Below are 19,180 nucleotides of genomic sequence, written 5' to 3'. Positions count from 1 at the left end.
CGCTTGTCCCTAGAATGAATAGGTCATACCCAGATAATACTGAGTGCCAAAAAATTGAATGGTGCCGGTTTGCGCCGTGTTGCTAAAATAACTACGGGTAGGCTCATCGGTGACATTATTTACCTGAAACAACACACTGGTTTGTTCGTTGATGTCGTAGGCCGCCTGATAATCCACGACAAGTTCGTCACCAAAGTTAACCGTTTGGTCGTTAACGGCGAGTTGTTGAGACACAAAAGCGTCCCGATAACGTCCGGATAACCGGGTTTCAAAACCCTGGTACTCCCAGAACACCGTCACCGTAGCCACATTTTCAGACAGTCCCGGCAACGCAGTCGCAAATACATCATCACCCAGCGAGCGTTGTATTTCGCTCTCGGTATACGAGTAAGAAGCATTAACCCCCAGGCCCGACCACATACCCGGCAACATGCTGTAAATCTGGGTATAGGCGATTTCAACACCGCGAATGTAACCGCCTTTGGCGTTATTGACGGCGGTTTCGTATTTACCGTTTTCTACCGGCACGGTGACAAACAAAGGCTCACCCTGGGCATCAGTAGCCTGTTCAGGCTCTTGTCCGGAAAATTCGGCTTCTAAAAACACCGGAACATCTATTTCTGTTGGTGTTACAAAACCATTGCCGGCAAAGTCGTAAGGCTCTATAGCAATATTTTCTATAAACGAATCAATGTCTTTGTAAAAGCCAGCAATAACCAGCGCGCCATCGCTTTGCGCAAAATAATACTCGTACGACAGGTCATACTGGGTGGCATAGAACGGGTCCAGATACGGACTGTTGCGCGACGATCCATTCACTTTTGCGGTAGGCTGAGACACATTAATTTCACCAGAATCGCGATTCTGTACTGCGGTGAGGGTTTCGACCTGTGTAGAAGCGTTCGCCGCAAACCGATTAATTGGCGCGCGGCCCATTACTTTAGCCGCCGCCACGCGAACCTGAGATTGATCAGATACTTTAAAATTTAAGTTGATTGAAGGCAGCCAATCGTCAAATTCGTGAGACAACACGGCCGGTCGGTAAAAGTTGTTTACTAATCCAACCTCATCCGTAATATTCTGGGCCCCGGCTGCCGGGTCACTTACCTCAATCTGTCCCTCACCTTCAGGATCGTCAATCAGCTGGGTGGCCCGCTGTAAGGTCGTTGCGCTTTGTTTGGATTTAACATACCGGACGCCGATATTACCGGTGACCGGAATACCCAAAATTTCACTATCAAGATTGGCCATCAGATAAGCGGCATTGACGGTTTCAAACACCTCGCCGCTTTCTTGTACCGTCCATTCGGTGGCAGGTCCACGGCCCGGGCCATTAATGACACCAGCGGCCCCTGGGCCCCAGGTTTGTACCGGTTGTGGAACCCCGTCCGGGAACCAGGCCGCCAACGCGCCGGGCACGTCTACTGACAAATAAGAAGGCACGTAGCCAAATTCGCCGCCAAAACTAACTTCTTCAACCAAACTTTCATCTAGCTGCAACGGCGGCTCAGAAACAGAAAATGCACCATCATTGCCATATTCGAACACCGAGCGCTGATTGGTGTATTCACGATCAGAGAAACGGTAGCCCCACTCCAGTGATGCCAACGGCCCGGCATCTACAAAATACTGAAAGTCTAACTTGTAGGCGTCTAATTCATCTTCGTTATGATAAGGATAAATACCGTATTTACTCACCATGACCCGAGATAAGTCAGAAAATGCATCAGCCTGGTTAAATGCAACATCCGGTAAATTACTGCCATTTAACCCATAGGCAATCTGAATATTTTCATCTAATTGCGGATTCGCGACCGTTGCGTCTTCGGCCACCAGGCCCCAAAGCAATCCATTTCTAAAATCACTTTGTGCTTTAGACAAAGAAATATCAAACTGAGCACTTAACGCGTCGCTGATATCCCAGTCAGCCTTTATGCCGTAGCTTTCAACTTCATCGATATCCTGGTTGTCATCATTAACCAGTTCAACCCGGGTGTAATTGTTTTTATTACGCGAAAACACACCTCCAACTACGTTGTTATCTACAATTACCGGGTTTGTAATTGAGGCATTTTCACCCCCTAATTTAACCCGAAACCCCCGAGCGAAAGCATCAGAGTCAAAACGAGATATAAAGGCATCACCCTTGAGACTAAACGTATCGCTGGGCGCCCACTCAATCGAACCTAGATAGCCGTTACGCGTCTCTTCGCCTCCGCGATGCTGAAACTCAAAACCTTCGCTAACCTGCTCACATTCAAGACAAGATTCAATACCACTGTCGGTATCGTTTTCAAGACCATCAACATCAATAAGCTGGTTATAGGCAAAACCGACAAACTGCGTTGAGACACTGGGCTGAAATAAGCGGGCAAAGCCGGCCGAAACCCCAAGCGTGTTATTTAAAAACTGGCCCTGCCACGAAAAACTCACCCGATGGCCGTATTCTGTGGCATCTGAAATCTCATTAGCACGGTCATTAAACGAACCGCGCACATTGGCATTAAAGGTGTGCTTTTGTTCGTTGGCAAGTGCACTGGCGGTTTTGAGCTCTACGGTACCCGCAACGCCGCCTTCTATCAGTGATGCCTTTGGCGACTTGTATACCGCAGCTGAGTTGATAAGTTCTGAAGGATACTGATCAAATTCAATGGCCCGGCTACCACTGGTAGAAACCTGTTCACGACCATTTAGCGTAGAAAAAACAAAATCACCCGACAAACCTCGGATGTTAATCTCTGCTGCCTGACCGCCCGTTCGAACCGCTGAAATACCTGGCAGCCGGGTCAGGGCATCAGCCATTGATACATCAGGTAAGCCGCCCAGGTCATCTGCTGAAATTTGTTCAGTTACCGTATCTGAAAATCGTTTTTGGTTGAGTGATTGGATAAGACTGGTACTGAATCCGCGAACTTCAATTTTCTCAATCTCTTCATCATCGGGAGTTTGCGAGGTTTGTGCAAACCCAAAGGGAGTCGCCGCCATCCCCGAGGTAACCAGCAGTGCCGTTACCATATTTAGCTTGAATGTTTTCATTGTGCCCCATTCCTTGTTGTTATTACGCCGTCATTGGCTATTCCATGACACGCGTATTATTTGCACAACTAATATACTGGAGCAGGATTCAGGGAAACACAGTATGCATACGTATTCATTACATTTTCACAACATATACATTACATTTCGAAACGGGAATAGGAACTTTGAAACAAAGCGGCACGGGTCCAAATGCCAAGGGATTAAAACCACTCGTCTTTACAAGCAGACATAGAGAAAGGTAAAACAATATATTTAATGAATAAGACCCGCAGCAGGGCGCTACGGGTCAGTTTTACTTAATAAAGTTTAGAATTCGTAGTTGAACCCTAACAGATAGTTAGCGCCATACGCCTGATACAAGGTTACCTGACGAGAGTCTGTACCGGCTGACTGAATATCATCTTCATCAGTGATATTTTGCGCTTGCAAGGTTACACGTAAACCTTCCAGCAACTCAATGCCCGATTCGCTGAAATCATAACCAATTTGGGCGTCAATAAAGGTACCGCCCTGGTTGGTTGAGTCTGACAACGCCAAACTTAGTCCGCGAGTTTCGCTTAAGTAACTTGAGCGCTTAGTACCGGCCACACGTACTTCAAATCCTTGATTTTCATAGAAAACTGTCAGGCTATAGTTTTCGTCAGACAAACCAGGAATACGGGTTTCGGTGGTGCCCGGCGCCGCATCTGCTTTACCATCTAAGAAAGTGGCACTAGCAAACATGCCGAATCCTTCAAGTGAGTCGTGAATCAACTCACCAGGCAGACTTCCCTGCACTTCCCAGCCGCGAACAAATCCTTCATAGCCGTCTTCTGGACGCGTACGCTCCCCGACTAACAGTTGAGGCGCCTCGCCGGTTGAGCTTTTATGCACACTAGGGATATAGAACTCAGTAAAATCAGTTTCCACGGCGTTACTTCTGTGCCAGTTCTTAAGATCCTTAAAGAACCATGAAACCGCGACATAGCCGGTATCAGAGAAGTAGTTTTCATAGGCCAGGTCAATCTGATTGGCTTCATACGGCTTCAGGTCCGGGTTACCTGCACTGCCGCTCCACGGCGTATTATCAATATCGGTGCTATTGATACGAGCATCCTGGAAAGCAAAAGAAACCTGATTATTAGGTCGCATATCATCCATTCGCGGACGCGTCAGTACTTTGCTTAAACCAAGACGTACAAACTGCCCTTCAGCAACTTCGGCGCTCAGATTCAAAGTCGGCAACACATCTGTGTAATTTGTCCCGCCAGACACCGGCATTGACTCTACAAACCCGAGTTCATCTTTAGTGGCTGCAAAGCCGGTAGACTGTTGGTCAGCATGAACAACCTGAAGACCTACGTTACCACGGATATAAATATCATCGAATTGGGTGTCGATATCCAGCTTGGTATAGAATGTAGTGAGCTTTTCTTCAACGGTATACGTGTCGCCCAGACGGCCGGTTTCGATTTGCTGTGCATCCAACTCGTTATAATAACCGCTGTTGTATAAGCCCAGCGCATCGTAGGCCAAAATTCCATCGATACCGACAAAATCAAGAGAAGTTACACCCAATACCTCAGGAATAGCATCACTTTGCGGGTACTCTGGAGACACCAAAAAGGCACCATTATTATCTTTAGACTTAGTACGATCAGAGTAAATGGCACCTACTTCGATACCGGTGAATATACCCCACTCTACAAAGCCTTTTGTGCTCAAACGCACCGTATCCAGTTCTTCTTCAAACACAGGCTGGTTCACAAACCCATCCTGGCCATCTGATGCAAATAATTGCTGACCGCTTTCATCGACCAGTGACTGCCCCCATGGCTGTGGACCGGCCAGGCGAATCAATGACGGATCTGTCAGATCGATGGTAGGCAGCGAGGGATGATCTGAAAACATGACTCCTTCACCGGTCATTTCCCAAGCGCGGGCGGTGAGTGGTCGCCCTTCAGTACCAGCGCGGCCAGTACCTGAATAGCTTTCTACATCAATGATGGTCTTATCCACTTTACCGGTAGAAATATCAGCATTGATGGTCCAGTCGTCATTTAACAAGTATTCGACATTCAGACCAAAAGTTGTTAAGTCAGCATCCTGCTGGCGAACATCGTTACGTATAACACTATGAAAGCCGTCGTGGAAGGCGCGTGTAGCTAAGCCATTTTCCACTTCGGTCACCGTATAGTCTACGCCGCCCCAAACCGGACCGCCTTCTTCAACGCCACGGCGGGCATCATTTTCTAAAAAGTCGATATACAATGCATCCAGCTGCATATTCAGTTTGTCATTTGGCGCCCACTGGATGATAGCGGCATAGGAGTCACGTTCCATCATCGCAGAGCGGGCAAAACTGTCATGCCCACCTAAAATGGCGGTTTCTTCACCTACCGTTACGCCTTCTGCGCCGGTTCCGGCTTCAGCATTCGGGTAGCCCCAGCCACGAAACTGAGTTTCCTGACGCGGCGACTCCATGGTCGCGTAGGTCAACGCTATACCCACGGTGTCGTCTGCAAACTGGTCAATGTAATTAAAAGATACACGGTGACCGTCATTATCATAATCCGGGTTAGCGGCCTCTTCGGCATTCTTTTCGTAGGTACCGTTGATAGTAAAAGTTTGGTCAGCGACTAAAGGCTTCACGGTTTGCAGGTCAACCGAACCACCGATGTTTTGGGTGGTCATGCCCGCTTCCGGGGTTTTGTATACCAGAATATTAGAAATGATTTCGGTAGGATAAAGGTCAAATTCAACACCGCGGTTGTCACCCATACCTAGTAGTTCACGACCGTTAAGAGAAGTACCTACATAGTTTTCATTGAAACCGCGAACCGAAACACCACTGGTACGGCCATTACGACGTTCACCTGATAACCCTGGCAGGCGTGCTAGAGATTCTGCGATACTGGTGTCGGGTAGTTTACCAATATCTTCCGCAGACAGAGCTTCTACAATAGAAGTATTGTCCATTTTAATCGCCTGAGCACGCTGTAAGCTACCGCGTATACCCGAGACTTCAATAACTTCAACTGGATTATCTGCATTAGGGCCACTCGCCTCCTGTTGTTGTGCTAAAACAGGCGTGCTTATTGTGGCAAAACCGCTCGCAAGCAAGGCGGCTTTGATCAGGTTTGGTTTAAACTGGTTCATGTGTAGGTATCCCATTACTATCCTAAGACACCTGCCCGTATTTTTATCGCTGTGGCAGGTTAGATGTAAAACAGGCTAGATGCTATATCCAAGCCTCTGTAGGCTCAATGTTATGCATACGTATTCATCATTTTATTTATACATTCGGTTTACACAAAACCTCCAAGAACGCTAACTTGTTAACCTTAAGATAATGACTAACCTTATGATTTCCATGAAAAATAAGCCATTGATTAACATACGCTACAACAAATGATAAAAAATCGTAATGAAGAGTTGTATAAAAGCAGATACAGAAAAAATGCACACTTGTGCATCGTTCGCGCGCAATTTAACGTCTTTTTTAGTTAACCCGGTTCAATGCTCATGCCGATATCATTAAAATAAAATGCAAATAATGCTGCCGTTTAAAACAAAAAACCCGCCAAACGGCGGGTTTTATTTATTGAAAAATCAGCGCTAGGCTAATTGCTTACCAACCAGTGGCTTCGCGAAGTGCTTTGCCGATATCAGCTAAAGAGCGCACGGTTTTAACGCCGGCGTCTTCCAGAGCTGCAAATTTCTCGTCTGCAGTGCCTTTACCACCCGCAATGATGGCGCCAGCATGGCCCATACGCTTGCCCGGAGGTGCAGTTACACCAGCAATATAAGAAACAACCGGCTTAGTAACATTTTCTTTGATGAAGGCTGCTGCTTCTTCTTCAGCAGTACCACCAATTTCACCTATCATTACAATAGCTTCAGTTTTTGGATCGTCCTGGAACAACTTCAGAATATCGATAAAGTTAGAGCCTGGAATTGGGTCGCCGCCAATACCTACACACGTAGACTGACCAAAACCTTCGTCGGTTGTTTGTTTAACCGCTTCGTAGGTTAGCGTACCAGAGCGAGAAACAATACCAACTTTACCCGGCTTATGAATGTGACCTGGCATAATACCAATCTTACATTCACCAGGGGTAATAACACCCGGGCAGTTTGGACCAATCAGACGCACACCTTTCGCATCTACGTATGCTTTAACGTAAAGCATGTCTATAGTAGGAATACCTTCGGTAATACAAACGATCAGTTCAATACCGGCATCAGCAGCTTCTACAATAGAGTCTTTACAAAATGGCGCTGGTACATAAATAACTGACGCTGTTGCGCCTGTTTTTTCAACGGCTTCGCGCACTGTATTAAATACAGGCAGACCAAGATGCTCACTTCCGCCTTTACCCGGAGTGACACCACCGACCATCTGCGTACCATAGGCAATCGCTTGCTCAGAATGAAAAGTACCCTGACCGCCAGTGAAACCCTGACAAATTACTTTTGTGTCTTTATTAATAAGTACTGACATTATTGGCCCTCCGCCGCTTTTACAACTTGCTGAGCTGCGTCAGTCAGGCTGCTTGCAGCAATGATATCAAGTCCTGAGTCTGCCAGAACTTCACGGCCTTTTTCTGCATTTGTACCTTCAAGACGTACAACTACAGGAACATTTACGCCAACTTCTTTAACTGCGCCAATAATACCTTCGGCAATCATGTCACAACGAACAATACCGCCAAAGATGTTAACCAAAACAGCTTTAACATTGTCGTCTGACAAAATAATTTTAAATGCTTCAGCTACACGCTCTTTTGTTGCGCCGCCACCTACATCTAAGAAGTTTGCAGGTTTGCCGCCATGTAGGTTTACAATATCCATGGTACCCATTGCAAGGCCGGCACCGTTAACCATACAGCCAACGTTTCCGTCAAGAGCAACATAGTTCAGTTCGTACTGAGCAGCATGTGCTTCGCGCGAATCTTCCTGTGAAGGGTCATGCATTTCTTTAACTTTAGGCTGACGGTAAAGCGCGTTACCGTCAATAGCAACCTTGGCATCAAGACAATGTAGATCGCCGTCAGCTTTAATGACCAAAGGATTGATTTCAATCAATGCTACATCAAGGTCTTCAAACATCTTAGCAAGACCTAAGAAAATCTTAACAAATTGCTTAATTTGATTACCTTCAAGGCCAAGCTTGAACGCCATCTCGCGTGCCTGATAAGGCTGAGGACCAACAATAGGGTCTATTTCAGCTTTCAGGATTTTTTCAGGTGTTTCTTCGGCTACGGTTTCAATTTCAACACCGCCTTCCGTCGAAGCCATAAAGACTACACGACGGGTACCACGGTCAACTACCGCGCCCAGGTACAATTCTTCAGCGATATCGGTGCAAGTCTCAACCAAAATTTTTGTTACTGGCTGACCTTTTTCGTCAGTCTGAAACGTCACCAGGTTTTTACCTAGCCAGTTTTCTGCAAACCCACGAATGTCTTCTTTGTTTTTAAACAATTTGACACCGCCAGCTTTACCGCGACCACCTGCGTGGACCTGGCACTTAACAACCCACTCTTCACCGCCAATGCGGTCAGCCGCTTCAATAGCACCTTCAGGTGTATCTGCAGCATGTCCTTCAGAAACAGGCAGGCCGTATTCTTTGAATAGCTGCTTGCCTTGGTATTCATGCAAATTCATGGTGTTTCTATCCGATTTTTAATAAGACAAAAGCCGCTTAAACGACTTGATTAACTTGACCGACAGACAGATCTGCCTGTCGACGCTGTGACAGTAACACCCCAAGCATACCTTCAGGTGTGCTACTGCACACAATTCTTAATTTCGTACGTTACACGTCAAGTAGCAGACGTGTAGGATCTTCCAGCATTTCTTTAACAGTAACTAAGAAGCCCACTGACTCTTTACCGTCGACAATACGATGGTCATAAGATAACGCCAGATACATCATCGGTAAAATTTCTACCTTACCGTTCACTGCCATTGGGCGATCCTGAATTTTATGCATACCCAAAATAGCACTTTGTGGCGGATTAATAATGGGGGTAGACATTAGTGAACCAAATACCCCACCATTGGTAATCGTAAAGTTACCGCCCTGTAAATCAGACATTGCCAATTTACCATCACGGCCTTTTAACGCCAATTCGCGAATGCCTTTCTCTACGCCCGCCATACCCAGTGTATCGGTATCTTTTAATACCGGAGTAACCAAACCACGTGGGGTAGAAACAGCAATCGAAATATCGAAATAGTTATGATAGCAAATATCGTCGCCGTCTAACGAAGCATTAACTTCTGGAAAACGTTTAAGCGCCTCAGTAACGGCTTTAACATAAAACGACATGAAGCCTAAACGAATACCATGGCGCTTTTCAAAGCTCTCCTGATATTGCTTACGTAAGTCCATGATAGGTTTCATGTTAACTTCGTTAAACGTGGTCAGCATTGCCGTAGAGTTTTTCGCTTCTAATAAACGACCAGCGATAGTTTTACGCAAGCGAGTCATGGGAACACGTTTTTCGGTACGACTGCCGCTTGCTACATCAGGCACGTCCTGATCAGCGCTTTTGGCCGATACTTTTTCAGACTTATCACCTGATTTCAGATGTTTTTCAACATCTTCTTTAGTAATACGACCATTTTTGCCGGTACCTTTAACTTTAGCCGCATCTATGCCTTTTTCGGAAAGTAGACGACGTACTGACGGACTAAGTGCATCGTAATCGCTTTCTGCGCCTTCGTCAGTAGAGTCTTCTTTTACCTGGGCTTTATCGCTTGTATCACTACCAGACGAGCTGCCTTCAGTAAATTTCGCGATAACTTCTTCAGCGGTAACGGTCGCGCCTTCTTCTGCAAGAATCTCACTCACAGAACCATCTGCAGGAGCAACGACTTCCAGTACCACTTTATCTGTTTCAATGTCGACCAGGTTCTGGTCGCGGCTTACTTTGTCGCCTACAGAAACATGCCAGGTAGCAATGGTGGCATCGGCGACTGACTCGGGCAGAACCGGTACTTTAACTTCTGATGATTTACCGTTGCTACTGCTCTGCGTTTTCGCTTCTTCGGCTTCAGCAGCTTTGTCTTTTTGCTGCGCAGCAGACTCAGAGCTTTGTTTTTCAGAGTCTTCGCTGGTGTCTTTGTCAGAGTCGTTGTCACCAGAACCGCTCTTGCCGTTTTCGTCTAGTTTGGCAATAACCTGCTCGCCCAATACCGTCTCACCTTCACCATCAATGATGTCGCTAATGACACCATCAGCAGGGGCAACTACTTCCAGTACCACTTTGTCAGTTTCAATATCAACCAGGTTCTGATCGCGTGTTACCTTGTCACCGGCCTTTACGTGCCAGGTTGCAATTGTGGCATCGGCAACTGACTCAGGTAGGACCGGAACTTTAATCTCTATTGTCATCGTTGTTCCTTATTTAATAGTGAGTGCGTCTTCAACCAGTGCTTTTTGTTGCTGGTTGTGGACAGATACATAACCTACAGCGGGTGAAGCCGATGCTTCACGACCTGCATACGATAGTTTGGCGCCTTCTGGAATTGCTGCCCAGAAATGATGCTGACTGGAATACCAGGCACCCTGATTCTGAGGTTCTTCCTGACACCAAACCCAATCTTTCACGTGGCTGTAATCGGCCACTACCTTAGCACATTCTTCAGATGGGAATGGATAAAGCTGCTCTAAACGAACTATCGCAACATCCGTTTGTTCATTTTTTCGGCGCTGATCCAATAAGTCGTAATAGACTTTACCAGAACACATCACCACACGCTTTACGCCTGCAGCTTCAATATCATCAATTTCGCTGATGACATTATGAAATACGCCCTCTGCCAGTTCTTCTAAACTCGACGTAGCTTGCGCATGGCGAAGCAAAGATTTTGGCGACATGACGATCAGCGGCTTACGCATTGGACGAATCATCTGGCGACGCAGCATATTGAACACCTGCGCAGGTGTTGACGGAACACATACCTGCCAGTTGTGATCGGCGCACAATTGTAAAAAGCGCTCTAATCGGGCTGAGCTATGCTCAGGTCCCTGCCCTTCGTACCCGTGTGGTAATAACACGGTCAATCCGCACAGGCGTCCCCACTTAGCTTCGCCCGAGCTTAAAAACTGGTCAAAGACCACCTGAGCGCCATTTGCAAAATCACCAAATTGGGCTTCCCAAATCGTCAGACAAGAAGGCTCTGCGGTAGCAAAACCATACTCAAATGCCATGACCGCTTCTTCAGATAGCACCGAGTCATAAATTTCCATTTCGCCCTGGTCTTCACTAATATGCTGTAGCGGCATATAGGTAGAACCATCGTTTTGATTATGGAGCACTGCATGGCGATGGAAAAACGTTCCGCGGCCTGAATCCTGGCCGGTCAGTCGTATCTCAGTTCCGGTTTCAACCAAGCTGGCGTAGGCCAGATTTTCTGCCATTCCCCAGTCAAGACGCTTCTCGCCGGCAACCATTGCCTTGCGATCCTGATATAGCTTGTTAACCCGCGAGTTTAAAGAGACATCGTCTGGATATGAAGTCAGACGCTCGCCCAAATGCTTTAATTTTTCAATAGAGATTGACCCGTCGTACGACGTGTCCCAGTCATGCCCCAAAAACGGTGACCAGTCGACGGAGTGCTCGGTCATCGGACGCCATTCTTCAACAACACAGGCACCATGATCAAGCGCAGCTCGATAATCTTCGAGCATTTTGTCGGCTTCGCGCTGCTCAATGATGCCTTCGGCGATGAGCTGATCGGCATACAATACACGCGGCACCGCGTGCTTTTTAATTTTTTGGTACATCAATGGCTGGGTTGCATTGGGCTCATCGGCCTCGTTATGGCCATGCCGACGATAGCAAACCAAATCGATGACCACATCGCGTTTAAACTTATTGCGATACTCTAAAGCCAGTTTGGTAACAAACAAGACCGCTTCCGGATCATCGGAATTTACATGGAAGATAGGCGCCTGCACCATTTTTGCGATATCGGTACAATACTGAGTAGAACGGGTATCTTCGAGCTTAGATGTGGTAAAACCAACCTGGTTATTTATCACAATTCGAACGGTGCCGCCTACCGCAAAGCCGCGAGTCTGAGACATATTAAATGTCTCTTGCACAACGCCCTGCCCGGCAATGGCTGAATCACCGTGTAAAGTAATAGGCAATACCGCACTGGTATCATTTTGACGACGCACTAAACGCGCCCGCACCGAACCCATAACTACCGGATTAACAATTTCTAAATGCGAGGGGTTAAAGGCGAGCGCCAAATGAACATTGCCACCGGGAGTGGCAAAATCGGAAGAAAATCCGGCATGGTATTTCACATCGCCCGATCCCAGACCTTCATCTGTTTTACCAGCGAACTCATCAAATAATACCGAGGGGTTTTTACCCAGTACATTAACCAGAACATTTAAGCGTCCGCGGTGAGCCATACCCACCACCACTTCTTTTGCCCCGGCAGAACCGGCTTCGCTAATCAGCCCTTTTAGCATAGGAATCAGAGCATCGCCGCCTTCAAGTGAAAAGCGTTTGGCACCCGGGAATTTTGAACCCAGGTATTTTTCCATACCATCAGAGGCAACCAAACCTTTAAGAAGCTGAAGCTTTTGCTCTTTGCTAATTTCTGGCTTGGCTTGTACCGATTCAATTTTTTGCTGTAACCAACGCTTTTGCTCGGTATCAGTAATGTGCATATATTCTGCACCAATTGAACCGCAGTAGGTTCTGTCCAGCGATTTTACTAACTCGCCTAATGTCATAGACTCGCCGCCAAAGGCGTAAGAGCCGACGTTAAACTTGGTATCAAAATCTTTTTCAGAAAGACTATGATGAGAAAGCTCAAGGTCGCGAACACGAGGCTGCTGCCATAGACCCAATGGGTCTAAATTAGCATGCTGATGTCCCCGAAAGCGATACGCATTGATGAGCTGTAACACTTTAACCTGGCGATCATCAGATGGGCTTGGTGCATCGCTTCCAGATGATGAAGCGATTCGTGCACTTGGACCAAGTGCTGCCATCTTACGAAATTGCTCGCGAATAGAGGAATGATTGTTCTCTAACTCGGCCCCTTCAACTTTTGGAAGACTGTCGAAGACTTGACGCCAGGAATCAGAAACACTCTGCGGATCTTCAAGATATGCTTCGTACAATTCCTCAACATAGGCAGCGTTATTGCCCGCCATATGCGACGAATCCCACCATGCTTTCATCACGCTTTCTTGCATTATTGTGCCTTGCTACGTTTTGTAAAAACTAAATAATACGTGGCGCTATTATGACTGTTATTTACAACAGAACCAACCATTTACACCGCGTATATAAAAAAATAGCCATCCTTGAAGGGATGGCCATTTAGAGCATGTATTTTATATAGCACGCGCTATACAAAATAGGTTAACTAAACAGCCCGTTGTAGCAACATCGACTTAATCTGTCCGATGGCTTTTGTCGGGTTTAATCCTTTAGGACATACGCTTACACAATTCATAATACTATGACAACGAAATACGCTGAATGCATCATCAAGGTCGCTCAAGCGTTCTTCGGTTGCGGTATCCCGAGTGTCAATTAAGAACCTGTAAGCGTGCAACAATCCTGCCGGACCAATGAACTTTTCAGGGTTCCACCAAAACGACGGACACGACGAAGAACAACAGGCGCACAAAATACATTCGTACAGGCCGTCAAGATTAGCACGCTCTTCAGGACTTTGCAGAAATTCACGAGCCGGTGGCTGTTTACTGTCGTTAATAAGAAACGGTTTTACTTTTTCATACTGAATATAAAACTGCGTCATATCAACAACCAGGTCACGCACTACTGGCAATCCTGGTAAAGGTCTGACCACAACTTTACCTTTGCCCAATGAGGACAATGGAGTGATACACGCCAGACCATTTTTTCCGTTCATATTCACACCGTCAGAGCCACACACCCCTTCACGGCATGAACGTCTGAATGATAAAGACGGATCTTGCTCTTTGAGCTGAATCAATACGTCTAATACCATCAGGTCCAAATTTTCATCAATTTCCAGCTTGTAGTCTTGCATGCGTGGTGCATTGTCAACTTCTGGATTATAACGATAAATCGATACTGTTAATTGCATTTGGTCTACCTCTATTAATACGAGCGTATTTTCGGCGGAAAGGCTTCACGCAGATTTGGCTTCATATTGACTTCTCGACGGGTCATAGACTCATCTTCAGGACGATAGATAGAATGGCATAACCAGTTTTCATCGTCTCTGTCCGGATAATCAAATCGGCTGTGAGCGCCACGACTTTCTGTACGATAGTTCGCTGCTACCGCTGTGCAGTAAGCTGTTTCCATCAGATTGTCTAACTCTAAACACTCGATACGCTGGGTATTGAAGTCTTTGCTCTTATCATCAAGACGCGCGTTTTTAAGACGTTCGCGAATTTCACGAAGCTCTTTAAGACCATCAGCCATAGCATCACCTTCACGAAATACCGAGAAGTTGAGCTGCATGCATTCTTGCATATCTTTTCTGATTTGAACCGGGTCTTCACCTTTATCCGAGTTTTCCCAGCGGTTAAAGCGTGACATTGCGGCTTCAAGATCAGACTCACTGGCCTCACGGGTTGTAGCGACTTCGTCAAGTGACTTACCTAAATGCATACCCGTTGCACGACCAAATACCACCAGGTCAAGCAATGAGTTTCCACCCAATCGGTTGGCACCGTGTACCGATACACATGCAATTTCACCACAGGCGAAAAGACCATTAACAATGTGATCTTTGCCATTTTCGTCAACGCGGATACATTGCCCATGGACGTTAGTTGGAATTCCACCCATCATATAGTGACAGGTAGGAATAACCGGAATCGGTTCTTTCACCGGATCGACATGAGCGAAGGTACGCGATAACTCAAGGATACCCGGCAAGCGTGTTTCCAGAACGTCTTTACCCAGATGATCAAGTTTCAGTTTTAAGTGTTTACCCTGAGGACCATCACAGCCGCGGCCTTCACGAATCTCTGTCATCATTGAACGGGCAACAACATCACGACCAGCCAGGTCTTTGGCGTTAGGTGCGTAACGTTCCATAAAGCGTTCGCCGTCTTTGTTCAGCAGATAACCACCTTCACCACGACAACCTTCCGTCACCAGGGTGCCGGCGCCGGCGATTCCTGTAGGGTGGAACTGCCACATTTCCATGTCTTGCATAGAAACACCGGCGCGCATTGCCATACCAACACCATCGCCGGTATTGATGTGCGCATTAGTGGTTGAAGCAAAAATACGTCCGGCTCCCCCCGTAGCTAACACTACAGCGCGCGCCTTGAAGTACACCACCTCACCGGTTTCGATATCAATGGCTGTACAACCTACTACATCGCCGTCTTGGTTTTTTACCAGATCAAGGGCATACCATTCACTGAATACTTTTGTTCTGTTTTTAACATTTTGCTGATACAACAAGTGCAGTAAAGCGTGACCTGTGCGGTCAGCTGCTGCTGCAGTTCGTGCAGCCTGTTCGCCACCAAAGTTTTTTGACTGACCACCAAAAGGCCGCTGATAAACTTTACCGTTTTCAAAACGTGAGAACGGCAGACCCATATTTTCCATTTCGATAATGGCTTTAGGACCGGTATTACACATATACTCAATGGCATCCTGATCGCCAATGTAGTCAGACCCCTTAACGGTGTCGTACATGTGCCATTCCCAGTTGTCCTCGTGAGAATTACCCAAGGCTACAGTGATGCCGCCTTGTGCAGACACGGTATGCGAACGTGTAGGAAATACTTTAGATAATAACGCACAAGACTTTCCAGATTGCGATATTTGTAACGCTGCACGCATACCGGCACCGCCAGCGCCAATCACAATGGCGTCAAATTCATGTACTGGTAAACTCATTTCATACACCCCACAGAACAAACAGACCAACAAGCACGTAAGCGAAGGCGATAAGGTTTAATACCCACTGCACCACAACCCGTATTTTGGTTGATTTAACGTAGTCAGTTAATACCTGCCACAAACCAATACGTACGTGAATCATAATAGAGACCAGCGTGGCCAGGGTGAATACCTTCATAAGTATCCCAGAAAACAAACCATGCCACTCGATAAACGTGATGTTATCAGTTGAAATAAAGAACCACGCCATAAACACAGAAAATGCAAAGATAATTGCCGCTGTGGTGCGCAGAGAAACGTAATCCTGAACGCCATTTCGTTTGACGTCTGCCTGACTCGTTACCATAGTACTACTCCTAATACGATGGTCAGGATTACCCACAATGCGATAATTACTTTTGCACTTAGGTTGCCTGATTCCAATTCTTCCCAATGACCCATATCCATAACCACGTGGCGAATACCACCAAGAGTGTGGTAAATCAGTGCGGATAGAGTGCCGATCGCAATTACTTTTCCGATGATGCCGTCCATTATAGACTGCACCTGTTCAAATCCTTCAGGCGATGCGACTGAGACAGCCCACGCCCAGATCACAAACAGCATGGCGAAGAACATGGCGACGCCTGTGATACGGTGAAGAATTGACGAAATAGCAGCAGGAGGAAATTTAATTGTGTTGAGATCTAAATTTACTGGTCTTTGCTTTTTCACAATGTATGCCTGTTTTATCCGTAGGGACAATGAATTACTCGTTGTTGTGGTGTCCTGACTGAGCAATTCCGTTTATTTACTGTTAGTTGTCTCATCCATTGAGATGTTAACAATTTGTGAATTTATTATTACCTGATTTATCAAAGAGAATCTTTGTTATACAAGCACGGCAGAGTATATCTAGCGCATTGTGTAATTACAATTTTTTGTCGCAACCCTCGTCTATCGTTTCATCGACTAAAATACACGTTAAGATACAGTTGTGAAGCTGATCAAAAATGTTAATCTTTACTGTATCTATCTTAATGGATAGCCAAATTAGTCACGACATGGCCGTAGATCATTGGTTTTCAAACCACATAGATTACGGGTTGTAGCTACAAAGATGAGCTTTTCGTGTTGCGCAAATCTAATCCTATAGTACTTACTGTTGTTTATACTATGATTTGCGATAAATTTTGAATTTATACAGAGAGCCTAAAATCTGTGAAGTTTTTTTAATCGATCCTGTTAATCGTGGAAATGCGTTACAATACGTATTGTTTTAGAATATAAAGTATACAAAATTGCAATTTAATTGACTTGTGATTGCATAATAAAGTACAAATACGCCACTTTTCCTAGCAAGACGACCAAATTCTTACGATTTTTGCTGAAAACAGAACCATTCTGAGGAGAGCACTTTATGGCAGATAAGAAAGCCATTCTTAAAGCCGGCGATAAGGAAATCGAACTTCCTATTTTGTCCGGTACTGAAGGACAAGATGTAATTGATGTACGTGCATTAGGCGCACAAGGCTACTTTACATTTGACCCCGGTTTTATGGCAACAGGCTCTTGTGAGTCAGAAATAACCTATATCGATGGCGCTAATGGTGTATTGCTTCACCGCGGTTACCCTATCGAAGAGCTGGCCCGCGATGCAAACTACCTTGAAGTTTGCTATATGTTGTTAAACGGCGAAGCACCGAACCGCGAGCAGTTTGAAACGTTTCGCGCGACTATCACCCGTCACACTATGGTTCATGAACAGATTAATATGTTCTTCCATGGTTTTCGTAACGACGCCCACCCTATGGCAATGCTATGCGGTACTGTGGGTGCAATGTCGTCGTTTTATCATAGCGATCTGGATGTTTCTAATTCAGATGAACGTATGCGCAGTGCGTATCGCCTGATTGCGAAGATGCCGACTTTGGTTGCTATGTGCTACAAGTACAATGTAGGCCAGCCGTTTGTTTATCCAAGAAACGACTTAAGCTATGCGGCAAACTTTTTGAACATGATGTTCTCTGTTCCAGCTGAAGATTACGAGATTAGCCCGGCCGTTGAACGCGCGATGGATCGTATATTTACGTTACATGCTGATCACGAGCAAAATGCATCTACTTCTACGGTTCGTCTTGCGGGTTCTTCAGGCGCTAACCCTTATGCGTGTATCGCAGCGGGCGTGGCTTCGTTATGGGGTCCGGCGCATGGTGGTGCCAATGAGGCCTGTCTGAACATGCTTCAGGAAATTGGTACGGTAGATCGCATTCCAGAGTTTATTGAGCGTGCTAAAGACAAAAATGACCCATTCCGCCTAATGGGCTTTGGCCATCGGGTTTACAAAAACCACGATCCTCGTGCCACGGTAATGCGTGAGAGCTGTCATGAAGTTCTTAAGGAACTGGATGTTCAGGACCCACTATTAGATGTTGCGATGGAATTAGAGCGTATTGCGTTAAGCGATGACTATTTTACCGAGAAAAAACTCTTCCCTAACGTTGATTTTTACTCAGGTATTGTGCTTAAAGCCATTGGTATTCCTACCAACATGTTCACGTGTATTTTTGCCTTGTCGCGCACAGTAGGCTGGATTTCACATTGGCATGAAATGATGAGCGAAGAAAAACAAAAGATTGGTCGTCCTCGTCAGTTGTATACCGGTTACAGCAAACGTAGCTTTACTCCAATTAAGTAATTTGCTGATTACGATGTAAAAATAGCGCCTTGAGGCGCTATTTTTGTTTTAAATTTATTGGTTCAGTGATTTCACTGGCTGCGTAAAAAATTGTTTCTTAACCTTTAACCCACGCACCTCAGGAGGCTGAATGCCTTACCCGGCCTTAATACTCGCGTTTGCAGGTTTGTTGCCTTTTATCGCCCTACCCGTGTTTGTTTTGACGGGAACGGTAGGCGAACTTGCTGCAATGCATTATTTTACTCAGTATTCAGCCGTACTGTTATCATTTTTTGGCGGAGTTCACTGGTTTGATGCCATATCTTCGCAAAAAAAAAATCATCAGCTGTATGTTGCAATGCTTCCTACAATAGTTGGTTGGGGCGCTTTGATTATGGGCGCTGATGTCAGAGTATTGGGCATGTTGTCTATCGCCTATCTGCTGGTTTTATTCTACGACAAATTTACCCTGGCGTTACCTAAAGCTCTAATCATGAGTTACATATCTATGCGAGTGATATTAACGACAGTCGTCGTGCTTGCCCACGCGGCGATGATTTTTTTAATGCGTTAATATTCACAGCGCCAATAAAAAAAGCCA

Annotated in this window: 12 protein-coding genes; 2 read left to right on the top strand and 10 right to left on the bottom strand. The window is 45.9% G+C overall.

From position 1 onward, the window contains the following. Nucleotides 1-9: 9 nt before the first annotated feature. From JK130_RS04745 to sdhC, 10 genes are all read right to left on the bottom strand, one after another. Nucleotides 10-3,036, bottom strand: coding sequence for a TonB-dependent receptor (locus tag JK130_RS04745; RefSeq protein WP_218353068.1), 3,027 nt, complete (start codon nucleotides 3,034-3,036; stop codon nucleotides 10-12). Between the two features lie 309 nt (nucleotides 3,037-3,345). Continuing rightward, nucleotides 3,346-6,177, bottom strand: coding sequence for a TonB-dependent receptor (locus JK130_RS04740; RefSeq protein WP_218353067.1), 2,832 nt, complete (start codon nucleotides 6,175-6,177; stop codon nucleotides 3,346-3,348). 472 nt (nucleotides 6,178-6,649) lie between these two features. Then, a complete protein-coding gene (gene sucD / locus JK130_RS04735) occupies nucleotides 6,650-7,522 on the bottom strand; it encodes a succinate--CoA ligase subunit alpha (RefSeq protein ID WP_218353066.1) in 873 nt (290 codons plus the stop codon). Further along, nucleotides 7,522-8,688 (bottom strand): ADP-forming succinate--CoA ligase subunit beta, encoded by a 1,167-nt coding sequence (sucC, locus tag JK130_RS04730; protein WP_218353065.1) that lies wholly within the window; start codon nucleotides 8,686-8,688, stop codon nucleotides 7,522-7,524. The genes sucD and sucC overlap by 1 nt, the downstream gene beginning before the upstream one ends. 151 nt (nucleotides 8,689-8,839) lie before the next feature. Further along, the gene (gene odhB, locus JK130_RS04725; protein ID WP_218353064.1) at nucleotides 8,840-10,423 is read right to left on the bottom strand and encodes a 2-oxoglutarate dehydrogenase complex dihydrolipoyllysine-residue succinyltransferase; all 1,584 of its coding nucleotides are present in this window, start codon (nucleotides 10,421-10,423) and stop codon (nucleotides 8,840-8,842) included. Nucleotides 10,424-10,432: 9 nt separating this feature from the next. After that, nucleotides 10,433-13,255 (bottom strand): 2-oxoglutarate dehydrogenase E1 component, encoded by a 2,823-nt coding sequence (locus tag JK130_RS04720; protein ID WP_218353063.1) that lies wholly within the window; start codon nucleotides 13,253-13,255, stop codon nucleotides 10,433-10,435. Nucleotides 13,256-13,428: 173 nt separating this feature from the next. Beyond that, nucleotides 13,429-14,139 carry a succinate dehydrogenase iron-sulfur subunit gene (locus JK130_RS04715; RefSeq protein WP_218353062.1) on the bottom strand — a complete coding sequence of 237 codons (711 nt, stop codon included), beginning with the start codon at nucleotides 14,137-14,139 and terminating at the stop codon, nucleotides 13,429-13,431. A gap of 14 nt (nucleotides 14,140-14,153) precedes the next feature. Then, nucleotides 14,154-15,920: a succinate dehydrogenase flavoprotein subunit gene (gene sdhA / locus JK130_RS04710; protein ID WP_218353061.1), complete on the bottom strand. Its 1,767-nt coding sequence runs from the start codon at nucleotides 15,918-15,920 to the stop codon at nucleotides 14,154-14,156. Nucleotide 15,921: 1 nt separating this feature from the next. Then, nucleotides 15,922-16,269, bottom strand: a complete 348-nt coding sequence (sdhD, locus tag JK130_RS04705) for a succinate dehydrogenase, hydrophobic membrane anchor protein (RefSeq protein WP_218353060.1) — start codon at nucleotides 16,267-16,269, stop codon at nucleotides 15,922-15,924. Further along, nucleotides 16,263-16,637: a succinate dehydrogenase, cytochrome b556 subunit gene (sdhC, locus tag JK130_RS04700; RefSeq protein WP_218353059.1), complete on the bottom strand. Its 375-nt coding sequence runs from the start codon at nucleotides 16,635-16,637 to the stop codon at nucleotides 16,263-16,265. Before sdhC ends, sdhD begins: the two co-directional genes overlap by 7 nt. 685 nt (nucleotides 16,638-17,322) lie before the next feature. On the opposite strand from sdhC, the gene JK130_RS04695 reads away from it, so the two are divergent. Together JK130_RS04695 and JK130_RS04690 are read left to right on the top strand one after the other, a co-directional pair. Continuing rightward, complete coding sequence (locus JK130_RS04695; protein ID WP_218353058.1) at nucleotides 17,323-18,600, top strand: citrate synthase; 1,278 nt, start codon at nucleotides 17,323-17,325, stop codon at nucleotides 18,598-18,600. Nucleotides 18,601-18,730: 130 nt separating this feature from the next. After that, complete coding sequence (locus JK130_RS04690) at nucleotides 18,731-19,153, top strand: DUF3429 domain-containing protein (RefSeq protein ID WP_218353057.1); 423 nt, start codon at nucleotides 18,731-18,733, stop codon at nucleotides 19,151-19,153. Nucleotides 19,154-19,180 lie beyond the last annotated feature (27 nt).

It is taken from the genome of Alteromonas lipotrueiana, from assembly GCF_019249245.1.
Classification (GTDB): domain Bacteria; phylum Pseudomonadota; class Gammaproteobacteria; order Enterobacterales; family Alteromonadaceae; genus Alteromonas; species Alteromonas lipotrueiana.
The sequence above is the reverse complement of the archived record's forward strand: the minus strand, read 5'-3'. Positions and strand labels throughout refer to the sequence as shown.